General features: G+C 72.8%; 10 protein-coding genes and 1 pseudogene. 7 read left to right on the forward strand and 4 right to left on the reverse strand.

The features are described from left to right. Nucleotides 1-9: 9 nt before the first annotated feature. Nucleotides 10-1,260 carry a lipopolysaccharide biosynthesis protein gene (locus tag HZF07_RS01525; RefSeq protein WP_157346440.1) on the reverse strand — a complete coding sequence of 417 codons (1,251 nt, stop codon included), beginning with the start codon at nucleotides 1,258-1,260 and terminating at the stop codon, nucleotides 10-12. 113 nt (nucleotides 1,261-1,373) lie between these two features. On the opposite strand from HZF07_RS01525, the gene HZF07_RS01530 reads away from it, so the two are divergent. After that, a complete protein-coding gene (locus HZF07_RS01530) occupies nucleotides 1,374-3,101 on the forward strand; it encodes a hypothetical protein (protein WP_157346442.1) in 1,728 nt (575 codons plus the stop codon). Between the two features lie 74 nt (nucleotides 3,102-3,175). Continuing rightward, nucleotides 3,176-3,328: a hypothetical protein gene (locus HZF07_RS01535; RefSeq protein WP_157346444.1), complete on the forward strand. Its 153-nt coding sequence runs from the start codon at nucleotides 3,176-3,178 to the stop codon at nucleotides 3,326-3,328. A gap of 75 nt (nucleotides 3,329-3,403) precedes the next feature. Here the strand turns inward: HZF07_RS01535 and HZF07_RS01540 are convergent, their stop codons facing one another. Then, a complete protein-coding gene (locus HZF07_RS01540; RefSeq protein ID WP_157346446.1) occupies nucleotides 3,404-4,567 on the reverse strand; it encodes a glycosyltransferase family 4 protein in 1,164 nt (387 codons plus the stop codon). Nucleotides 4,568-4,688: 121 nt separating this feature from the next. Here HZF07_RS01540 and HZF07_RS01545 point away from each other — a divergent pair, with 121 nt between their 5' ends. The 3 genes from HZF07_RS01545 to HZF07_RS01555 all read left to right on the forward strand — a co-directional run bounded on the left by HZF07_RS01545 (nucleotide 4,689) and on the right by HZF07_RS01555 (nucleotide 13,320). Next, the gene (locus HZF07_RS01545) at nucleotides 4,689-5,507 is read left to right on the forward strand and encodes a class I SAM-dependent methyltransferase (protein WP_157346448.1); all 819 of its coding nucleotides are present in this window, start codon (nucleotides 4,689-4,691) and stop codon (nucleotides 5,505-5,507) included. An 83-nt stretch (nucleotides 5,508-5,590) separates the two neighbouring features. Beyond that, nucleotides 5,591-9,607 (forward strand): alpha-(1->3)-arabinofuranosyltransferase domain-containing protein, encoded by a 4,017-nt coding sequence (locus HZF07_RS01550; RefSeq protein WP_181644635.1) that lies wholly within the window; start codon nucleotides 5,591-5,593, stop codon nucleotides 9,605-9,607. Continuing rightward, nucleotides 9,604-13,320 (forward strand): alpha-(1->3)-arabinofuranosyltransferase domain-containing protein, encoded by a 3,717-nt coding sequence (locus tag HZF07_RS01555; protein WP_157346452.1) that lies wholly within the window; start codon nucleotides 9,604-9,606, stop codon nucleotides 13,318-13,320. Before HZF07_RS01550 ends, HZF07_RS01555 begins: the two co-directional genes overlap by 4 nt. A gap of 80 nt (nucleotides 13,321-13,400) precedes the next feature. Here HZF07_RS01555 and HZF07_RS23600 read toward each other — a convergent pair. Continuing rightward, a pseudogene (locus tag HZF07_RS23600) lies at nucleotides 13,401-14,516 on the reverse strand (acyltransferase family protein); the annotation flags it as partial. 22 nt (nucleotides 14,517-14,538) lie between these two features. Here HZF07_RS23600 and HZF07_RS01560 point away from each other — a divergent pair. Together HZF07_RS01560 and HZF07_RS01565 are read left to right on the forward strand one after the other, a co-directional pair. Next, on the forward strand, nucleotides 14,539-15,291 hold the full coding sequence (locus HZF07_RS01560) for a class I SAM-dependent methyltransferase (RefSeq protein ID WP_309504234.1): 753 nt from the start codon (nucleotides 14,539-14,541) through the stop codon (nucleotides 15,289-15,291). Next, on the forward strand, nucleotides 15,288-19,415 hold the full coding sequence (locus HZF07_RS01565) for an alpha-(1->3)-arabinofuranosyltransferase (protein ID WP_157346456.1): 4,128 nt from the start codon (nucleotides 15,288-15,290) through the stop codon (nucleotides 19,413-19,415). Before HZF07_RS01560 ends, HZF07_RS01565 begins: the two co-directional genes overlap by 4 nt. Here HZF07_RS01565 and HZF07_RS01570 read toward each other — a convergent pair. After that, nucleotides 19,307-20,596 (reverse strand): acyltransferase family protein, encoded by a 1,290-nt coding sequence (locus HZF07_RS01570; protein WP_157346458.1) that lies wholly within the window; start codon nucleotides 20,594-20,596, stop codon nucleotides 19,307-19,309. The genes HZF07_RS01565 and HZF07_RS01570 overlap by 109 nt on opposite strands. Between the last annotated feature and the right edge of the window lie 119 nt (nucleotides 20,597-20,715).

Below are 20,715 nucleotides of genomic sequence, written 5' to 3' on the forward strand. Positions count from 1 at the left end.
GCGCTGCCTTCAACCGGCCAGCTGCACCGGGGACTCCGCGTCCGCCGCGGGCTCGCGCAGCCGCCAGAAGCTGACCGCGGTCAGCACGACCAGCAGGAACGTGTCGACCGCCAGCACGGTCAGCAGGAGGCCGTCGAGCGTGCTGGTCTGGAGCGACGTGACGAGCAGCACGACCACGGCGGCCCAGATGAAGTACGTCGAGCGCGTGCCGCGCCGGGCCAGGACCGAGTAGACGAGCAGCTGCAGCATCGCCAGCACCGTGCCGAGCACGGCGAACAGCCACAGCCGAGACTGCACGTCGGCGTACTCGCTGCCGCCGATGAACACCAGCGCGAGACCGGACATCAGCCACGCGCCGAGCGTGCAGACGGCGCCGAGCGCGGCCACCAGCGAGAGGCTGCGCACGAGTGCCAGCCGCCGCTCGCCGGCGGTCGACATCGACGGGAAGGCGAGGACCACCACGAACTGCGGCAGGAAGAGCACTGCCTTGGTGAGGATCAGGCCGCCGGCGTAGAGGCCGGCGTCGTGCTCGTCGAGCACGTTGCGCGCCACGACGATGTCGATGTTGGAGAGCAGGTAGAAGGCCAGCAGGGCGACCGAGGCGGCGAAGGTCTCGCGCGCAAGGGCATGGGGGCGGTGCTCGTCGCTGGTCTCCCCGGGGACGCGATGCACGCGCAGCACCCACCACCCCATGGCGACGGGCACCCAGAAGGCGATCGTGACGCCGAGCATCGCGCTGGTCTCGGTGGGGCTGATGAGCACGCAGATCGTGCCGATGACGACGCGGGAGACGCCGACGCCGAGGTAGATGATGCCCAGCGGCCGCCAGCGGCGCTCGCCCTGGAGGATCCCGGCCTGGCCGCCCATGATCGTGGTCGGGATCGCGGCCAGCGCGAGCAGCAGGGCCGGCGCGAGACCGTCGAGCTTGAGCATCCGCCAGACCAGCGGCGAGAGGAGCAGCATCAGCGCGCCGAGTGCGAGGGCGGCGCGGTAGCTGACCCGCAGGATCCCGCGCTCGATCTGGGCGACGTGCCCGGGCTCACCAGCGATGCGGCGAGCCGCGGTGGCCTGCAGGCCCAGTTGGAGCACGGCGATCACGATCAGCACAGCCATCAGGCTGGCGACCGCGCCGTACTCGCTGGGCCCGAGCGCGCGCGCTGCGATGATCTGGAAGCCGTACGTCCCGATGTTCATGACGCCCATCGCGACCGCAACGAAGGCAGCGCTGTGCCAGAGGCTCGTCGTTCGCTGGTTCGTCACGGCGCAGAGCCTATGAGACGGGCATGCCGGCCGCAGGGTCGGTCCGCCCGAGCGCGGGGCGCATCGATACTCTGACCGCCACCGTCGTCGGGACCGAGAGGCAGAGGGAGCTCGTGAGCCGTCCACAGCTGGTGCTCGTGAGGCTGTGGCCGTGGCTCCTGACGCTGGTGATCATGGGGCCGCTGCTCAGCCGTGGGTTCGTCCTCACCTACGACATGGTCTTCGTGCCTGACCTCGCGCTGCGCTCCGACTTCCTCGGCCTGGGCTCCGGGCTGCCGCGGGCGGTGCCGTCCGACGCCCTCGTGGCCGTCCTCGACAACGTCCTGCCGGGTGACGTGCTGCAGAAGGTCGTGCTGGTGGCGGCCCTCGGGCTCGCCGGGACCGGCGCCCGCAGGCTGGTGCCCGGCGGAAGCACGAGCGCCCAGATCGGCGCGACGTCGCTCTACCTGTGGAGTCCGTTCGTCGCCGAGCGGCTCGGGATCGGGCACTGGCCGCTGCTGCTCACCTACGCCGCGCTGCCGTGGATCTTCGACGCCGCGCGTCGGGCGCGGGCCGGTGAGCGGACCGTGCCGCAGCTCGTCCTGTGGGTCGCGTTCGGGAGTCTCAGCGCCGCCGGCGGTGTGATCGCCGCCTTGTTCGCCGTGGCCTGCGTTGCCGGCCGACGACCCGCCGCCGTGCGTCGTACGGTCCTAGTCGCCGGCGCGGCACTCGCCGTCAACGCGCCGTGGTTGGTCGCCGGCGCGCTCCACGGCAGTGCGGCGCTCAGCGACCCGCGGGGCGTCGAGGCGTTCGCGGCGCGCGCCGAGGGCTTCCTGCCGCTGCCGCTGACGCTCATCGGCCTGGGCGGGATCTGGAACGCCGAGGTCGTGCCGCCGTCCCGCGAGAGCTGGGCCGCCATCGTCCAGCTGCTGCTCGTGCTCGCGATCAGCGCAGCCGGGTTCCGGGCCTGGCGGTCGGGCCTGCTGCTGCGTGACCGGTTGGGACTCGGCCTGGCCGCCGCCGTCGGACTCGTCGTGGCCCTCGTCGGCAGCGTGGCACCGGACGCGCTCGGCTGGGTGGTCGCCCACGTGCCCGGCGGCGGTCTCTTCCGCGACGGGTCCCGGTTCGTCGCGCTGGTCGCCCCGCTCGCGGCCAGCCTGTTCGGGACCGGCGTCGCGGCCGTCGTCGGCCGGCTCGGCGAGCGCGCCGCGCGGATCGGGGTGGGCACGGTGCTGGTGCTGGTGCCGCTGGCGCTCATGCCCGACCTCGGGCTCGGTCTCGGCGGGCGGCTCTCGCCGGTCAGCTACCCCGGCGAGTACGCCGCGGCGCGGTCCGCGGTCGCGCAGCGCCAGGACGCCGGCGTGCGGGGCGACGTGCTCCTCGTCCCCTTCAGCTCCTACCGGCTGCCGGCGTGGAACGAGGGACGCCGCACCCTCGACCCCACCGGGCGCTACCTGACCCCGAACTTCCTCGCCAGTGATGTGCTGTACGTCGACGGCGTCGCGATCGCGGGGGAGGACCAGCGCGCCGCGCGGGTGAGCGACCTGCTCGCCGCCGACCTGCCCCCGGCCGAGCTCGCCGAGGCCCTCGGCCGGGAGGGCATCGGCTGGGTGGCGCTCGACCGGGAGGCACAGGCGATGGTCGGCGACGCCGCCCCGTCAGCGGACCTCGCGGGCCTCCCCACGGTGCACGACGGGCCCGGCCTCGTCGTCTGGGAGCTCCCGCGGCCCGACCTCGAGCAGGCGGGCAGGGCACGCGAGGCAGCCATCGCAGTCGCCTGGCTCGGCGCTCTCGGCCTGGTGGTGACGAGTGCCGCTCTGGTGGTCGTCCGCGGCCTCCGGCGGCGCGGGAACGTGTTCTAGAGCTCCCGCTGAGAAATGCGAACAACGGTGTGACTCAGTGGTAGGTTGTGCGCACCTAGAGGGAGAGGACTGACGTGCAGACTTTGATCATCGGTGGAGTGGCCCTGCTGGTCGGTGGCGGCTTGGCCGCCGGTACGGCCATCGGCGTCGTCAACAACGCCACCTCCGGCACGTTCCAGCCGACGGGCCAGAACGTCCTCCAGTACGGGACGACGTCGACCAAGTAGTCGGTCGACTCGACGAGAGCTCTCCAGGACCCGCCGCGCCGAGCGCGGCGGGTTCTGCTCATTGCTGGCCGCTTCCTAGGGACCGTCGGGGTCCTCGACGCTCACCCGCTGGCCGTCGAGCACGTCGGAGAGGATGTGCGTGAACGAGTCCTGGGAGTGGGCCCAGGAGAACGTGTGCGACATCTCGCGGGCGCCGGCGCCCAGCCGCTCTCGCAGCTCCACGTCCTCCAGGAGCTGCCGGGTCGCGGACACGAACTCGGCCTGGTCGTTGACGAGCAGCCCTGAGCGCAGGTGGGCGATCGACTCGCGGGTCCCGCCGGCCGACGCGTACGCGATCGTCGGGACGCCGTGCGAGCCGGCCTCTCCGATGACCAGGCCCCACCCCTCCTTGATCGAGGGGAGCAGCATGACCCACGAGCGGGCCAGGATCTCGTGCTTGCGGGCCTCGCTCACGAAGCCCTCGAACGAGACGAGGTCGCCGACGCCGGCGTTCGCGGCGTACTTGTGCAGGTCTTCGTCCCACCAGCCGCTCCCGACGATGGTCAGCCGGACCTCCGGGTGGTCGAAGCGGAGGGCGGCGACCGCGTCGATCGCGTGCTCGATCTGCTTGTGCGGCACCAGCCGACTCAGCACGACGAGGCTCGGGTGGTCCGACCTGGTCTCGGTGACGGCGGGCGGGGGAGCGGTCCCGTTGTGCACCACGGCGATCCGGCCGCGGTCGACGCCGAGGTCCATCAGCTCGGTCCGGGTCGCGCGGGACACCGCGATGTACTGGCTGCGCCGGTAGAGCAGCGGGGCGAGGCGGCGCTCGATCCACCACCCGACCTTGCCCACCACCCCGGGGTAGACGATCGGCCACTGCTCGCGGTGCACGTGGTGCACGAGCACGACGACGGGCCGGCGGGTGCCGAGGCGGGTGAAGAACGGCAGGCCGTTCTGGACGTCGACGACGACGTCGACCCGCCCGAACCGACGTCGGGCGAGGTTCCACAGGCCGCGGAGGTAGATGTCGATGTGGTTGCCCTCGCGCACGTAGCGGACGCCGTCGCTCATCTCTTCAGCGGGCGCCTCACGGTGAGCGGCGCAGAAGATCGTCGCTCGGCCGCCGTGCCGCACGATCCCGCGAGCCATCGACTCGACGTAGCGCTCCGAACCGCCGCCCTCCGGGTTGGCGGTGTCCCGCCAGTTGAAGAAGACGACGTGCCGGCCCCGCACGCGCTCCGGGTTCCCTCCCTGCATGCCTCGATGTTACCCGCCGGTCATGTGACGGACCCAACTTTCGGCACAGAGCTGAGGGCCGGTTGCGGTCCCGTCGTGCCAAGGCCGTCCGCGGCGGGGACGGATGCCATACTCTCCGCTCGTGTCGGTCAACTCGCAGTGGCGGCTGTTCCTGAACAGGCGGATCCACGTCCCCGTGCGCGATGAGGACCTCGTCCTCGACGTCGGCAGCGGCGACAAGCCGTCCTGGCGCGCGGACGTGCTGCTCGACCGGTACGCGGGCGCCGAGCACTCCGCCCAGCGCTCCGGTCGCTCCAGCGCTCGGGTCACCCGCCCGTTGTTCGACGCCGACGCGGCGCACATGCCGTTCGCAGACGGTGCGTTCGACTACGCCATCTGCTCCAACCTCCTCGAGCACGTCACCGACCCGTTGGGCGTCGCGAACGAGCTGACCAGGGTCGCCCGCGCAGGATTCATCGAGGTTCCGGAGGCGGCGAGCGCCAAGATCGTCGACTTCCCGAGCCACCTGTGGTGGTGCCGGTTCGACGAGACCGACCCGGACGCGCCCACGCTGGTGATGACGGCCAAGACGACGCCGTACTTCGACGCCGAGATCGACGCCTACATCGAGCGAGCCGGCGTCCGACAGGCACTGGACGACGTGCTCTACCGGAGGATGGAGCACCGCGCGATCCTCTACCACTGGTCCGGTGCGGTCCGGCTGCGCACCGAGGGTCAGCTCGATCCCGACTTCGCGGCCGCCGCGATGATGGCCCCCGGCCACAAGCGCACGTGGGAGGCGATCGCCGTCCGATGGGTGACGAGCGTGCTGACCGCGCGGACCCGGATGCGTCGCCGTTGGGTGCGGGTGCGCTACAACCAGGTCGTCAAACCGGAGTTCCGCCGAGCCGACGACCCCATCCTCGAGCGCCGCATCTACCGGGTCGGGGATCCGAGCTGAGGCATCTGGGTATGCGCGGAGCGCCGCAGGCCCTCCGCGCAGACCGTGCGGGGCTGGTCTCGTGGGTCGTCATCCTCTCGGTCGTGACCCTGAACCTGGTGCAGCAGCCCGGCCTCATCACCTTCGACACCAAGCTGGACCTCCAGTTCAACCCCGCCGACTTCCTCTATCGGAGCCTCGACGTCTGGAACGGCGACTCGACGCTGGGCGGCCTGCAGAACCAGGCGTCCGGCTACCTGGTGCCGATGGGCCCGGCGTTCTGGCTGGGTGACGTGCTGCCGGTGCCGATGTGGATCTGGGAGCGGCTGTGGACGGCGGCCGTGATGCTGCTCGCCTACTTCGGCACCGTGCGGTTGGCGCGCAGCTGGCCCGGCATCAGCGAGGCCGGCGCGATCCTCGCCGGCCTCACCTACATGCTCGCGCCGCGCGTCCTGGTCACGGTGGGCGGCATCAGCGGTGAGACGCTGCCGTCCGCGATCCTGCCGTGGACCGTCCTGCCGCTCGTGCTCTACCTGCGTGGTCGGCTGCCGGCGTGGGTCGCGTTCCTGTGGTCGGCGGCCACGATCCCGTGGATGGGCGGTCAGAACGCGACGCTCGTGGTCGCGTGCCTGGTCCTCCCTGGTCTGCTGCTCCTCCTGGCCGCCGGCCGAAGCTGGTCGCGCCGGGTCCGCGACGCGGCGGCGTGGACGGGTCTGGCGATCGTCGCGTCGGCGTGGTGGCTCGTGCCGCTGTTCGTCTTGGGGGGCTACGCGCCGCCGTGGCTGAACTTCATCGAGTCCTCGACGGACACCGCGAGCGACGTCGGCTGGCTCGCAGCGTTCCGCGGCGTCAGTCACTGGGTTGCGTTCTTCCCCGACGGCGGCACCGCGGGGTGGGTCGGGGCGTACGAGCTCGCGTCGTCGTCCCTCCTGCTGGTCACGACGGTCCTGGTCGCGGGAGCGGGGCTCGTCGGGCTCGCGCAGCCGACTCTCTGGCTCCGCCGACCGCTGGTGGTCTCCATGCTCGTCGGCCTCGCCGTGCTGACGCTCGGCAGTGCGGATCCGGCCGGGTCGGTGTTCGGCAGGGAGTGGCTGGACGCACTCGACGACGCCCTCACGCCGCTGCGAAACATCCACAAGTTCGACCCGATCGTGCGGCTCCCGCTCGCACTGGGTCTGGGCGGCTTCGCCACCGCCGTGGTGCCGCAGCTGGTGGCCGCCGCCCGCGGCTTGTCCGTACGCCGGCGGGCGCTGGCCGGCACCGGCCTCACCGCGGCACTCGCCGTGCTGATCTGCGCAGCCGCGCAGCCCGCCGTCTCGGGCCACCTGCGCGTCTCCGACGGCGTCCGGGACATCTCCGCTCCATGGCAGGCCGCGGTCGGCTTCCTCCAGCAGCAGGAGGGGCCGACGGAAGTGCTGGTGCTTCCCGGCAACGGGTTCGCCGTCCAGACCTGGGGTCGGACGACCGACGAGCCGATCCAGGTCATCGGCAGTCCGCCGTGGTCTGTCCGCACCCAGAACACGATCGCGCCAGCGGCGACCGTGCGGATGCTCGACGAGATCGAGGCCCAGGTCAACCTCGGACGCCCGATCACCGGTCTCGCATCCACCCTGCGACGGCTGGGCATCACCCACGTGATCCTGCGCAACGACCTGGATCCCGTCCAGACGACCGCCCCGCCTCCGGCCGTCGTGATGGCCTCGGTCGCCGGCTCCACGGGGTTGACGCCCCTGGCCGACTTCGGGCGGACCGCCGAGGGCTTTCCCGCGGTCGCCGTGCTCGCGGTCGACGCGGAGCGACCCGACCCCAAGGTCGCGATCTCCGACTGGGACTCCCGCGAGGTGGTCCAGGGCGGACCGGAGGCGCTGAACGACCTCACCCAGCTCGGCCTGGTCTCCGAGGACGAGCCCGTCGTGCTGGCGGACGGAGGCGACGACGCCGCTGCCGCGGACATCGTGACCGACAGCAACCAGCGCGTCGAGCGCTCCTTCAGCCGGATCACCGACAGCGCCTCCGGGGTGATGACGGCGGACGACGGGTTCCGGCAGCAGCGGCTCGTGCACGACTACGTCGGCGGGACGGTGCCGAGCGCCACGACCGACGCCGAGTACGACGGCGCGAGCGCCATCGTGGCGTCGTCGTCCGGTGGGTACGCCGACGTCCTCGGCCCGGTGTTCCAGGACGAGCACCCGTACGCCGCGTTCGACGCTTCCCCCTTCACGGCCTGGGCCTCTGCCCCGTTCGTCCCGCCGGTCGGGCAGTGGATCGAGGCTCGTTTCCCGGAGCCCGTCGAGCCCGCGACCGTCAGCCTGCTCTTCGATGCCGCGACCGGCGCCGACGTCTCCCGGGTTCGCATCGAGACCGACGCGGGCTCCGTGGACGCAGCGGTCGGTCCGGACGGGTCGGCGGAGTCCGTCGCCCTGCCCCCCGGCGCGACGACGAGGCTCCGCATCGCCGTCGAGGAGGTCGGAAGCCGCGCGTGGCAGGTGCGGCTGGCCAACGTCGCCGTCGAGGGCATCGAGATCCGACGCAGCCTCCGGGTGCCGGGCGAGGTCTCCGCCGGCACCTCCATGGTCTTCCGCAGCGAGCCCAGCCGCCGCGCCTGCGTGGTGGCCGGCACGCGCGTCGAGTGCGAGGAGGCGTGGCAGCGGGAGACTCCCGAGACGCCCGGTTTCGACCGGACCGTCGACGTCACCGAGAGCGGCACCTGGCGGGTGGTCGGCCGGGCGGTCGCGACCGACGGGCCGGCCCTCCAGCGCCTCTTCGCGCCCCTCGGCAAGGAGCAGGTCGACGTCGAGGCGACGTCGTCGTTCGCCGGAGATCCGGCCGTGCTCGGCTCGAACGCCTACGACGGCCGCGAGGACACGAGCTGGTACGCGTCGCCGCTCGACCCCGCGCCGAGCCTGCAGCTGTCCTGGAAGCAGCCGCGCACCATCAGGTCGGTGCGCGCGGTGCTGGCTGCCGGTCAGCCCGGTGAGCTCCCCGCCGAGCTCGTCGTCGACCCGTTGACGCCGGGCATCGAGCCGCAGGTCGTCGAGACCTCCGGCGAGCGCGCCGGTTCCATGACGCCCGTCCGCACGAACCGGTTGCGGATCACGCCCCTCGCCGATCCCGACCGCACGGAGCCCGCCGGCATCGGAGAGCTGAGCATCAGCGGGCTCGACGACCTGCGCCAGACCGTCGACCCGACGGCGCAGACCGGCCTGCTCTGCGGCTTCGGCCCGACCATCGAGGTCGACGGTCGAACCGTGCAGACCAAGGTCCTCGGCGACCTCTCGCAGGTCGTGCGGGGCGGCGAGCTCGCGGTCGTGCCCTGCGACGACGGTCTCCTCGACATGGACGCCGGCACCCAGCGGATCCGCGTCACGAACCCCGCCGGCTTCGCCGTCTCCCGGCTGTGGCTCGTCCCGGCGGAGCCGGTCGCGGAGCCGGTGCGCGGCGCCTCCGACGCGCGGGTCGTGCGGTGGACGCCGACCGAGCGGACGATCGAGGTGAGCACGGAGGACGACGCGGTGCTCAGCGTCGCCGAGAGTGAGAACTCGGGCTGGGAGGCCCGCCTGCACGGCGCGCGGTTGGACCCCGTGGTCGTCGACGGATGGATGCAGGGGTGGCGGCTGCCGGCAGGCTCGGACGGCGAGGTCTCGCTCGTGTACGCGCCGCAGCAGCCTTACCGGATCGGCATCGTCGCGGGTCTCACCCTCGCCGCCCTGCTGAACGTGGCCGCGCTCGTCACCCTGGTGGTCTGGCGCCGCCGCGGGTCGGGCCGGACGGGTGCCCGGGTGGCCCCGTTCTCCTACCGGGGCCCGGGTGCCGTGGGTGCTCGCGCGTCCGGGCCGGGCCGGCTCGTCGCGGTGCTGGGCGTGGGGGTGCTGGCGCTGGTCTCGTTCCCGCTCGCGTGCGGAGCCCTCGCCGCCTTCGTGACCCGCGGCCTGCGCCTCGCCGTGGTCTGCGGCGCCAGTGTGGCGGCGCTGCTCGTGGCGGCGGCCGCGGCGCTCGTCGGCGTCGACAGCATCGTGCTGCCGCCGGCCGCAGCCAACGTGGTGACGGCCGCGGCGGTCGGCCTGGTTGCCGGCCGGGTGCTCTTCGGGGACGACGACCTCAGGGACGGGGACCAGGCATGATCGCGCGCATCCGTACGGCGATCGTCGTGCTGTTCGTCGGCGTCCTCACGCTCCGCTGGTCCCTGTCGCAACCGGTCTCGGCCGTGACGGCGCGGATCGCTGCCGAGCCATGGGACGCCGTGCGGTCGGCCGGTGACGTCTGGACGTTCGCCGGCACGCTGGGAGGCGGGACCGTAGGAGGGATCCGCGAGCTGCCCTACGCGTTCCTCGTCGCGCTCGGGACGGACGCCGGGCTCTCCGCGCACACGGTCGAGGCGACGTGGCGGGTCGTGGTCGCCGTGGTCGCCGTCCTCGGGGCGGTGTACCTGGCGCGTGGTCTCTCTCCGGACCCGGGGACCAAGGGGACGACGCGCGAGTCCTGGGCGCCCTGGGCCGGTGCGCTGTTCTTCGCCGTCGGCACGGTGCTCGTCCCGACGGTGGTGCGCTCACCGGGCGACGGACTCGCCGCAGCCTGCCTGCCATGGGTGGTCGCGCCACTGCTCGTGCGCGGCCGTGGCTGGCGGCCGTCGGTGCTCTCCGCGGCGTGGGTGGGCCTCGCCGGTGTGGGGAGCATCGGCTGGGCGCTCGCGGTGCTCGTGGCCGGCCTGGTCGCCGCCCTCCCGCGACGTCGGGCCGACGTCGTCGGCGCCCTGCGCTGGATGGTGCTGGCCGCGGCGGCGTCCGCCTGGTGGCTCGTGCTGGCCGCGTGGGAGCTCCGCCACTCCGCCGATGTGTCCGCGTTCACCTCGGGGACGGTGCGCGGTGAGGTGGCCGCGGCGCTCGGTCGGCCGGACCTGGCGGTGCTCGCGCTCGTGACCGTCGTCGGAGGACCGATCGTCGTCGCGCTCGGGGCGCTCCTTCTCCGCAGCCCCCGGCTGGATCGGGTCTTCGTCGCGGCGTTGCTGTCGGTGGTCGCCGCCGCCGCCCTGCTGGCCTGGTTCGGTGCCCGACCGCTGCCGGTGCCGGCGCCGGCGGTCGGGGAGCTGCCCACCGGGGCGGCCGCGCCGCTGTTGGGACTGCTCGGCCTCGCGGGTCTGGTCGCGTGGTGTCCCCTGGCGGCCGACCTCGGGCATCGGCTCACGTGGGTCCGTGATCGTCGGGCACCCCGGCGTGCCGCCGAGGTCGCCGGTGGGGTCGTGGCGGTGTTGGTCGGGATCACCGCGTTCGCAGGCGTCGCTGCCACGGTCGCCGAACCGGCACCTGTGGCGGCCGAGGAGTCCCAGCTGCTCGACCTGCTCGCCGACTGGTCGTCGACCGCCGCACCCGGTCGGGCACTGGTCCTGCCGGCCGAGGTCGGCAGCAGCGACCTACCGGCGATCGGGACCGCGCTGGGCGCGCGTCCGTGGATCGGTCGCGACGCCGAACCCACCTCGGGCGCCGGCGGCACCACGGCGATCGACGACCTGATCTCGCGGCTCGTCCGCGGCGATGCGGGACCGGGGACGTCCAGCGCCCTGCGACGGCTCGGCATCTCCTACGTGCTCGTCCGGCTCGGTGGCTCGGTCGACGAGGACCGGGAGCGACCGACGGCTCTGGTGCGCTCGGCCCTCGACTCGATCGGCGCCGACCGGGTCACCGTGCTCCGCGGCCCCGACCCGGACGAGGGTTCTGACAACCGGCTGATGGACTTCGGCGTCCGGTCGCTCACGCCCCAGATCGAGGTCTGGGCCCCTCCGGCGGTCGCCGGCGGGTGGGTCTACGAGGGCGAACCGGTGGCGGTCGTCGGCGACGCCGGCACGGTGAGCGACCTGGCCGGAGCGGGCGTGGTGCGCGACCGGGCGATCCGCCTGCGGCCCGGCTCGGAGGAGGGCGCGCTGGTCGTCTCGGACAGCGCCCGCCGTCGCGACGTCGACCAGCGCGTCCCGCTCGATCCGTACGGTCCGGACCTCGGCGTCGACGACCCACGGTCGGTGCTGCCCACGGACGGCGCGCCCGTGACCAGCGCGGTCGCGCGCCTCGAGGGCGCGCTGCGGGTCACCGCGTCGTCCTCGGCCGCGGACCTCGACGCCGCGCACCGCGAGCTGGGCACGGCGCCGGCGGCGGCCATCGACGACAACGCGTTCACCGCGTGGCAGTCGCGCCGCGGGTCAGGTGTCGGCGCGTGGTGGCAGGTGGAGTTCAGGGAGCCGACCCGGGTCTCGGGGACCGAGGTCCAGATGGTGCGGAACGCGCTCAGCGAGATCGCCGTCGACGAGATCCAGGTCTCGGCCGACGATCGCGAGGTGAGCTATGCCGTCGACGACGAGGGACGCGTCGACCTCGGCGACCTCGGGGAGGTCAAGCGCCTGCGCATCACCGTCACGTCGGTGGCCGGAGCCGTCGGGGATGACGACAGCATCGGCATCGTGGACGTCACCGTCCCCGGTGTCGAGGTGCGCAGCCCGGTAGTGCTCGATGACACGCCGGCCGCCGGGTGGTTGATGACCGTGCGACCGGCCAGCACCACTCAGTGCGTGCCGGTCGTGCCCCGCAGCGACGACGAGGCCGCCATGGCCACCACCTGCAGCGCAGGCCTGTGGGTCAACGGCGCGGACATCAGCTCGCTCGACCGGGTCGTGCGCACGTCGCGCTCGACCTCGGTCGTCGGCCGGGCGTGGATGGTCGCGGGCAACACGCAGGACGCAGCGGCGTTGGCCGACCGTATCGCCGCACCGAGCGTGATGGCCTCGAGCACCGGCTCGGCTGCCGCCGACCTGCGCGCGCGTCCCCAGGCCGCCGCCGACGCCGACCTCACGACGGCGTGGCGCCCCGCGGCGAGCGACCGGCAGCCCACACTCACGCTGGCCTGGACGGACCTGGCCGAGGTGCGCGGCCTACGGCTCCTCCCGCCGACCGCGGACGTCGGGTCGCGGCCGACCCGGGTCCGGGTCACGGCCGAGGTGACCGGCCGGCGGACCGGCATCCGCGGCGCCGACGTGGTCAGGGAGGTCGACGTCGACACGGACGGCGCGATCGACCTGCCCGGCATCTACACCCGCACGGTCACGATCACCGTCCTCGACGACACCGGTGTTCCCTCGGTCAACTCGGCGACCGGCGCGGTGCAGTCGATGCCCGTCGCCGTCGGCGAGGTCGAGATCCTCGGCGGTCCCGCCGTCACCTACGACGGCAGCCGCAGCCAACGGGTCGCGTGCGACGAGGGTCCGGTCGTCACGATCGACGGCGTCGAGCACGGCATCGAGATGGACGTGAGTCCGGACCAGATCGTGCAGGGTGCGCAGGTGCTGGGGACCGTGTGCGGTCGTGGGCGGCTCGTGGCCGGCGAGAACCGCGTCCTCCTGCCCTCGACCTTCCTCTGGCAACCGCGTGGGCTGATCCTGGTGGACGCAGCGGTCGACCTCGGCGCCGAGGGCGCGACGGCGTACTCGGCCGCCGGGCCGGCACCGGTCAGCACCGACCTGCTCGCCGCGGGGGACCACGCGGACTCCTCCCCCCTCGATCTCGGAGCCGGGGACGGCACGCGGACCCTGGTGCTGCCGCTGCCCGCTGGCGCGGGGTGGCAGGCGAGCGTGGACGGCGAGCGCCTCGATCCGGTCACCGTCGACGGGTGGGCACAGGGATGGGTGGTGCCGGCCGGTTCCGGAGAGGTGGACGTGCGCTACTCGTCGGGCGACGAGCTGGTCCGGACCGCGCTCGTCGCCTCGGCGGGCTGGGCCGCCGTCCTGCTGCTGCTCGTCGGGCTCGGGATCGGCTCGACGGTTTCGGCGATCCGCCGCCCGCCCGCGTCGCGGTGACGTGAGTCGGTCGCGAGGCCGACCGTCCGCCGCGCGGACCACTCCATGGCCGGCTTCTCGATCCAGGCGTACGTCGCTGCCGAGAGCGGCAGGGTGAGGGCCAGCACCCAGACGAGGCGGAAGACGAGGTCGGCGACCGGAGCATCGGGGTAGTCCAGCTTGTCGTCGAGGATCACGATGATCGGCAGGTGCCAGAGGTAGATGCTGTAGGACCACAGGCCGGCGGTCGTGAGCGCGCGCGTGCTCATCAGCCAGCTGGTCGGCGAGCCGGACGAGCCGAACACGACCGCGACCAGCAGCGCGAGCGAGACCAAGGTGACCGCGACGAACCGCACCTGGTCCTCGGAGAAGCTGTGCGACACGTAGCCGTCCGCACCACCGAGGGCCGAGGTGCCCATCAGCGCGGCTGCCACCGCGAACAGCGGCAGCGCCCACGAGTCCGACGCGATCCGCCGCAGGCGCGAGAGCGAGACGAGGCCGGCCGCGTGTGCCTCCGCGTACAGGGTCACGAGCGCACCGCCGGCGAAGCACACGAGGTAGGCCGGCAGCCAGAACGCGTAGGTGCCGTAGACGCCCAGGTCGTCCGCGTAGAGCCATGCCTGCCACAGGACGGTGATCGGCACCGAGAGAGCGATCAACCCGGTGACGATCCAGAGCGCGGTCCGCGGAGGGTAGCGACGCGCGACGAGCCCGCTCGCGATCGCCATCACCGGCAGGGCGACGTACCAGGAGAGCTCCGTGCAGAGGCTCCAGGAGTGCTGGAAGACCAGCGGCAGCTCGCCCTTCACGTAGATCCAGGTCAGCGTGAGGTTGTAGAACCAGCTGTCCGCACCGTCCGGTCGTGCCCGCGGGTAGACCAGGGCGATGACGAGGAACACGAAGAGGTACGCCGGGAAGATCCGCGCCAGGCGTCGTCGCGAGTAGCGCCTGAGGTCCGGGCTGGTGCCGAGCCTCAACGTCCACCGGGCCCAGGGCCGGTACAGGAGGAAGCCGGAGAGCACGAAGAGGCAGACCGGCCCGAACGAGGGGAGACCCACCAACCAGGGGTACTCGGTGCGTACGGAGACGTGCACGACGAGGACCATGAGCGCCGCGAAGCCGCGCAGACCGGTCAGTGCGGCGACCTCTCGTTCGCGTTCCCGGGGCGGCGCGCCGGGGGAGATGTCCTCCAACGACACGTGTGTGCTGGCGGACATGGGCGCAGTATAGGGTCGGCGCGTGTTTCGCGACCGTCCGACCAGCACGACGCCGTGGGCCGCTGACCTGCGACGGTCGATCGGGCTCTTCCGCGCGTTCCGCAAGGAGCAGAGCGAGCCGGCGGTCTTCTACGGCGCCCTCGCGACAGACTCGGCCCGGCAGCTCGAGGGCTATCTGCACCTCGACGGCGTCGACATGCTCGACGTCGGTGGCGGGCCGGGCTACTTCCGGCAGGTCTTCGAGGAGCGCGGCACGTCGTACTTCGCGCTCGACGCCGACGTGGGAGAGCTGTCCCACCTCGGGGACATCTCGCCCCGCACCGTCATCGGCAGCGGCCTCGAGCTGCCGTTCGCCGACCACACATTCGACCTGTGCTACTCGTCGAACGTCCTCGAGCACGTGTCGGACCCGTGGCGGATGGCCGGCGAGATGGTCCGGGTGACGAAGCCCGGCGGCATCACCTTCATCTCCTACACCGTCTGGTACAGCCCGTGGGGCGGCCACGAGACCTCTCCCTGGCACTTCCTCGGCGGCCAGCGGGCGCGGGAGCGCTACCGCAAGCGGCACGGCCACGAGCCCAAGAACAAGTTCGGCGAGTCGCTGTTCCCGATGACCGTCGCCTCCGGGCTCCGGTGGGCGGCCGGCCAGGACCAGGCCGACGTGCTCGACCTGATCCCGCGCTACAACCCCCGCTCCTTCTACTGGCTCACCCGGGTGCCGTTGCTGCGTGAGCTGTTCACCTGGAACCTCGTGATCGTCCTCCGGCGGCGATGAGCAGGACGCCCTCTGCGGAGGAGCGATTCGCGTGGAGGTTCCGCCTCGTCGCTTCGTGTCTCGTCCTCGCTGCCCTCGCGTTCTCGCAGCGACCGGGTCGGATCGTCGCGGACACCAAGCTTGACCTGGTCGCCAACCCAACCGGGTTCCTCACCCGCGCCCTCCACCTGTGGGACCCCGCCGGCGTCTTCGGCCAGGTGCAGAACCAGGCCTACGGCTACCTCTTCCCGATGGGTCCGTTCTTCTGGCTGGGCCACGTCGCCTCCGTTCCCGCGTGGGCGATCCAGCGGGCCTGGTGGTCGGTCCTGCTGGTCGTCGCGTTCCTCGGCGCGGTCAAGCTGTGCGCCGTGCTCGGCCTCGGCACGCCCACCGCCCGGCTGGTCGCCGGCTTCGCGTTCGCCCTGTCGCCGCGGATCCTCACGACGATCGGGCCGATCTCCGCGGAGGCGTGGCCGAGCGCCGTCGCGCCGTGGGTGCTGGTGCCGTTGGTGATCGGCGCGGGTCGCGGCTCGCCACGCCGCGCTGCGCTGCTCTCGGCCCTGGCCGTGGCCGCCGTCGGTGGCGTCAACGCCGCCGCGACGTTCGCGGTGATCCCTCTCGGTGCGGTGTGGCTGCTGACCCGGGAACCCGGTCCCCGCCGTCGGTCGATGATGCTGTGGTGGCCGACGTTCGTCCTGGCGGGCACGCTGTGGTGGCTGGCGCCGCTGTTCATCCTCGGCCGCTACAGCCCGCCCTTCCTGGACTTCATCGAGGTGGCCCAGGTCACCACGCTGCCGACGACCGTCTTCGACGCGCTGCGCGGCACGTCCCACTGGGTTCCGTACCTGGACCCGACCTGGCAGACCGGCAACGACATCATCACGATCGGCTACATCGCCCTCAACACCGGCGTGCTGCTGGCACTGGGAGCCGCCGGACTGACGCTGCGCCGCAACCCCCACCGCCAGTTCCTGGTCCTCTCGCTGCTGCTCGGACTGGTGATGGTCACGGCCGGGCACGGCGGCGCGATCGCCGGGTGGTTCGCGGACCCGGAGCGGAGCGCCCTGGACGGCGTGCTCGCACCGCTGCGCAACGTGCACAAGTTCGACCCGATCATCCGGATCCCGCTCGTCCTGGGGCTGGCGCACCTCCTCGGCGTGCTGGCCGAGCGGGCTGCCGCCGCGCGCCGGCAACGCCACCGGGACGTGGGTCGCGACGCCACCGGGGACCGGCTCGCGTACGCCGGCGTGCTGCTGGTCACCATCGCGTCGGTCGCCGGCATCGTCAGCCCGGCCTTCGCGGGGCGGCTCGGCCAGGCGAACGACTTCCGTGAGATCCCGGGCTACTGGCTCCAGACCGCCGACTGGCTCGACGAGCACGGCAGCGACTCGACGGCGCTCCTCGTCCCCGGATCGAGCTTCGGCTACTACCTCTGGGGCGACCCCGACGACGAACCGATCCAGGCGTTGACGTCCGCGCGGTGGGCGATCCGCAACGCGGTCCCGCTGGCTCCGCCTGGCAGCATCAGGATGCTGGACGAGATCGAGGAGCAGCTCGCGTCGGGCCGGCCCTCCGAGGCGCTGACCCGCTACCTGGCCCGCGCCGGGATCGGGCACCTCGTCGTCCGCAACGACCTGCGCACGGCGGACCAGACCCCGGCGGTCGTCGTCCACCAAGTGCTCGACGGATCGCCCGGCATCGAGAAGGTCGCCGCCTTCGGTCCGGTCGTCGGCAACCGTCCCCTGGTCAACGAGAGGAAGAACCCGCTCGCGATCGACGGTGGGTGGACCGACCGCTACCAGGCGATCGAGATCTACGCGGTCGACGGGGCACAGCAAGCCGTCGCCTCGACCGGAAGTCCGCTCGTGGTCGGCGGGCCCGAGAACCTGGTGGAGCTGCTGGACACCGGCTTGATCAGCGACGCCCCGTCGGTGCTCGCCGTCGATGCGCCGACGGACGTCGACAGCAGCGACCTGGTGGTCACCGACGGGCTGCGGCGCCGGGAGCGGAACTTCGGCCGCCTGGGCGACGCGGCGTCCGCGACCCTGACGGCCGACGACCCGGGCCGTCGGGGTGCGGCCGCGCGCGACTACACGCTCGGTGAGGAGCGGTGGGAGACGCACGCGCGCCTCATCGGCGCGAAGGACATCACCGCGTCGTCGTCCCAGGCCTTCGCCGACGGCGCTGGCCCGACGGTGCCGGAGCACCAGCCCTACTCGGCGTTCGACGGACTGACCTCCACGCAGTGGCAGTCGGACGCGACCGACGACGACCCGTGGGTGTCGGTCGAGCTCTCGGAGCCGGTGGACCTGCGTACCGTCGTCGTCGTCGCCGGCGACACCGGTCGTCGGCGGGCCGAGAAGCTGCGGGTCGTGACCGACGAGGGCTCGAGCCGGCCGTTCACGGCCGAGCCGGGGGAGCCGAGGACGGTCCGCGTCCCACCCGGCCCGACCACGTCGGTGACCGTGACGCGCGACCAGGCGTCTTCAGGCTCGCTTGCCGTTGCGGAGGTGTACATCGCCGGCGTCGACGTCGAGCGCACCCTGGTCCTCCCCGAGGTTCCCGCCCGCTGGGGGGCGCCGGCGTCGATCCTGCTGTCGTCGACGCCGGGGTGGCGCGACGCGTGCGTGACCGTCGACGACGACGTCCGCTGCTCGCCGACCCGCGGGCGCGCGGGCGAGGAGCCCGGGGCGCTCGACCGCACGCTCCGGCTGGGCGCCGGGGGCAGGTATCGCGTCGCCGCGGAGGTGACGCCTGCGTACGGGCCGCCGCTGCAGAGCCTGATCATGCGCGACCAGCTGATCGACGTCCGGTCCTCCTCCGACGCGGTGCAGGACGCCCGCGGGTCGGCGATCGCCGCGATCGACGGGGATCCGGGCACCACCTGGGTGGCCGACGCCCAGGACCGGCACCCTTCGCTCTCGCTGGACTGGTTCGGCAGGCGGACGATCCGCGGCATCGACGTCCGTCTCGACCACGATGCGCCCGCCTCCCGGCCGACCGAGGTCACGCTGTCCTACGCCGGCGGTAGCCAGTCGGTGGAGCTCGACCCCAGCGGGCACGCCGACGTCAAGCCGTTCCGGAGCGACCACGTCGACATCCGACTCACCGCCGAGAAGGAGACCGAGGACCTTGCCGCCGACGGCAGCCGGTCGGAGCTCGGAGTCGGCGTCAGCGAGGTCCGACTGCACGGGGTGGACCTCCTCCCGATCACGCTCTCCGACGTGCCAACCGACCTCGGCTGCGACTTCGGGCCGGCCGTTCGGGTCGGCGACACCTTCCACGCGACCTCGGTCACGGCGTCCCCGCGCGAGCTCTTCGACGGCGGCCTGCTCTCGGCCCGCGTCTGCGGCCCCCCGGAGCTCGACGTCTCGTCCGGCGAGACCCGGGTCGTGCTGTCGCCGGCGCCGGCCTTCCGTGGGCTCCGGCTGGTGATGAAGCGGAGCCCGGTGCCGGCGACCACAGTGGCGCCCGCGGAGCTCACAGAGGTGTCGGCTGCCTCGCGCGTCCTGCACGTCCCGGTTCCCGACGCGTCGATCGCGGCGATCCGCGAGAACCAGAACGCCGGATGGGTCGGCTCGACGCCCGACGACGGCACGGTCGGCTCCGTGACGGTCGACGGGTGGCAGCAGGGGTGGCGGCTCGAGGGGGTCGTCGAGCAGGTCGACCTCCGCTACGCGCCCGACCGGGTCTACCGGGTCGCCCTCGCCGGCGGCGGCGTGCTGCTCGTGCTGCTGCTCCTCCTGGCCGTGGTCCGCCGCAAGGAGACGTCGAGCCTCCCGCCGGTGCGCACGCGTGCGTTGCCGGCCGCCGTCGTGGGCGCGACCGGACTGGTCGCGTTCGGCGTCATCGGCGGATGGTGGGCCCTGCTCGTCGCGGGTGGGGCACTCGCGCTGGCATCGCTCGCCGTGGACCGCTGGGTCCCGCGTGACCTCGCCGCGTGGCTGAGCGGCCTCCTGATCGGGTCCGCGGCGATCGCCTACTGGTGGCGACCGCTCGGATCAGCCGAGGGCTGGGCCGGGTCGCTGCTGGCGCCTCAGCTGCCGGTGCTGGCCGGGCTCGGGGTCGTGGTGGCTCTGGTGCTCGACGCCGGCCGGTCGAAGAGGTTCTTCCAGCGCAGGACGGGACGCTCGACGAGGCGGTAGAGCACCTCGGACACCAGGACGCTGCCGATGAGGGCGAGCGTGAAGAGCTCGACGGTTCGGCCGGCGAAGAGCTCCATGTCGCGCCAGCGGAAGACCAGCTCGAGCACCACCAGGTGGATGCAGAAGATGCCGTACGAGATGTGGCCGAGGTGGCGCAGCGCCGGCAACGACAGGACCCGGACGTAGCGACCATCGGGGTCGGCGAACACCCCCGGGAGGATCAGCAGCCCCGCGATGGCGGCGTACAGCAGGTTCTTGACGACCGACTCGGCCGCCGCGGGAGCGACCAGCGACGAGGGGCCGGCGAGCGGGGTCGCGGCGATGGCGAACAGCGCGAGTGCCGCGACCCAGCAGGCGCCGGGGGAGCGACCGACCTCACGCAGCAGCACGGAGATCCGGGCCGACTCGGCCGCGTCGCCTCCGGCCTCGAGGTGGGCGGCTGCCCCGGCGACGAGCAGGCCCACGCCGAACCACGTGAGGTAGCCGGGCAGCCACACGCTCACCATCGCGCTGGTGCCGGCGAGCGCCGTGGGCGCCAGCGCGAGCCAGCCGATGTTGACGACGAGCATGGCGACGAGCACGACACCCAAGCGGCTCCGGCCGTGGCCGCCGTGGGTACGGCGGGAGAGGACCAGCCACATCAGCACGGGCAGCGTCACGTAGAACGCGACCTCGGTGGCCAGGCTCCACATCTGGGTGAGTCCGGCGGGCAGCTCGGGGTCGAGGTAGATGTTGGTGAGCGTGAGCGTGTGCACCCACGTTGTCAGGGACGCGTCGTCGTTGCCCGGCAGCAGCACCAGGGCGGCGACTGCGGAGATCAGGTAGACCGGGAAGATCCGCAGCAACCGGTGCCAGAGGTACGCCCTCGCGCGGGGCGCTCGCGTGTGGTGCGCGTGCCGCGCGAACCACGCCCGGGAGAGCAGGAAGCCCGAGAGCACGAAGAAGATCGCCACGCCGACGTCGAGACGGGCGAGCGCGTTGCCGTACCCTCGGTGGCCGTAGGCGCCACCCCAGAAGGCGGCGTGGGTGCCAAGCACGGCGATCGACGCGACGGCGCGCATCGAGTCCAGAGCCGGCAGGGTCCCGCGCACGCGTACGACGTTCACGGCAGTGCCGACGTCGACGGCGGTGCCGCCGGTCCCACCCGGGTCGTCGGTGGCGTGGCGGAGCTCGGTGGGCACCTGCGAACTATCGCACGGGCGGGCCCCTCGGGTCGCCGCGAGGACGCCCGGCCGGACCTGCTCCGGGGCCGAGACACGGCAACGAGAACGTGTTTCAATAAATCAGGTCACAGTTCGCT

The organism is Nocardioides agri, assembly GCF_013778305.1.
Lineage (GTDB): Bacteria > Actinomycetota > Actinomycetes > Propionibacteriales > Nocardioidaceae > Nocardioides > Nocardioides agri.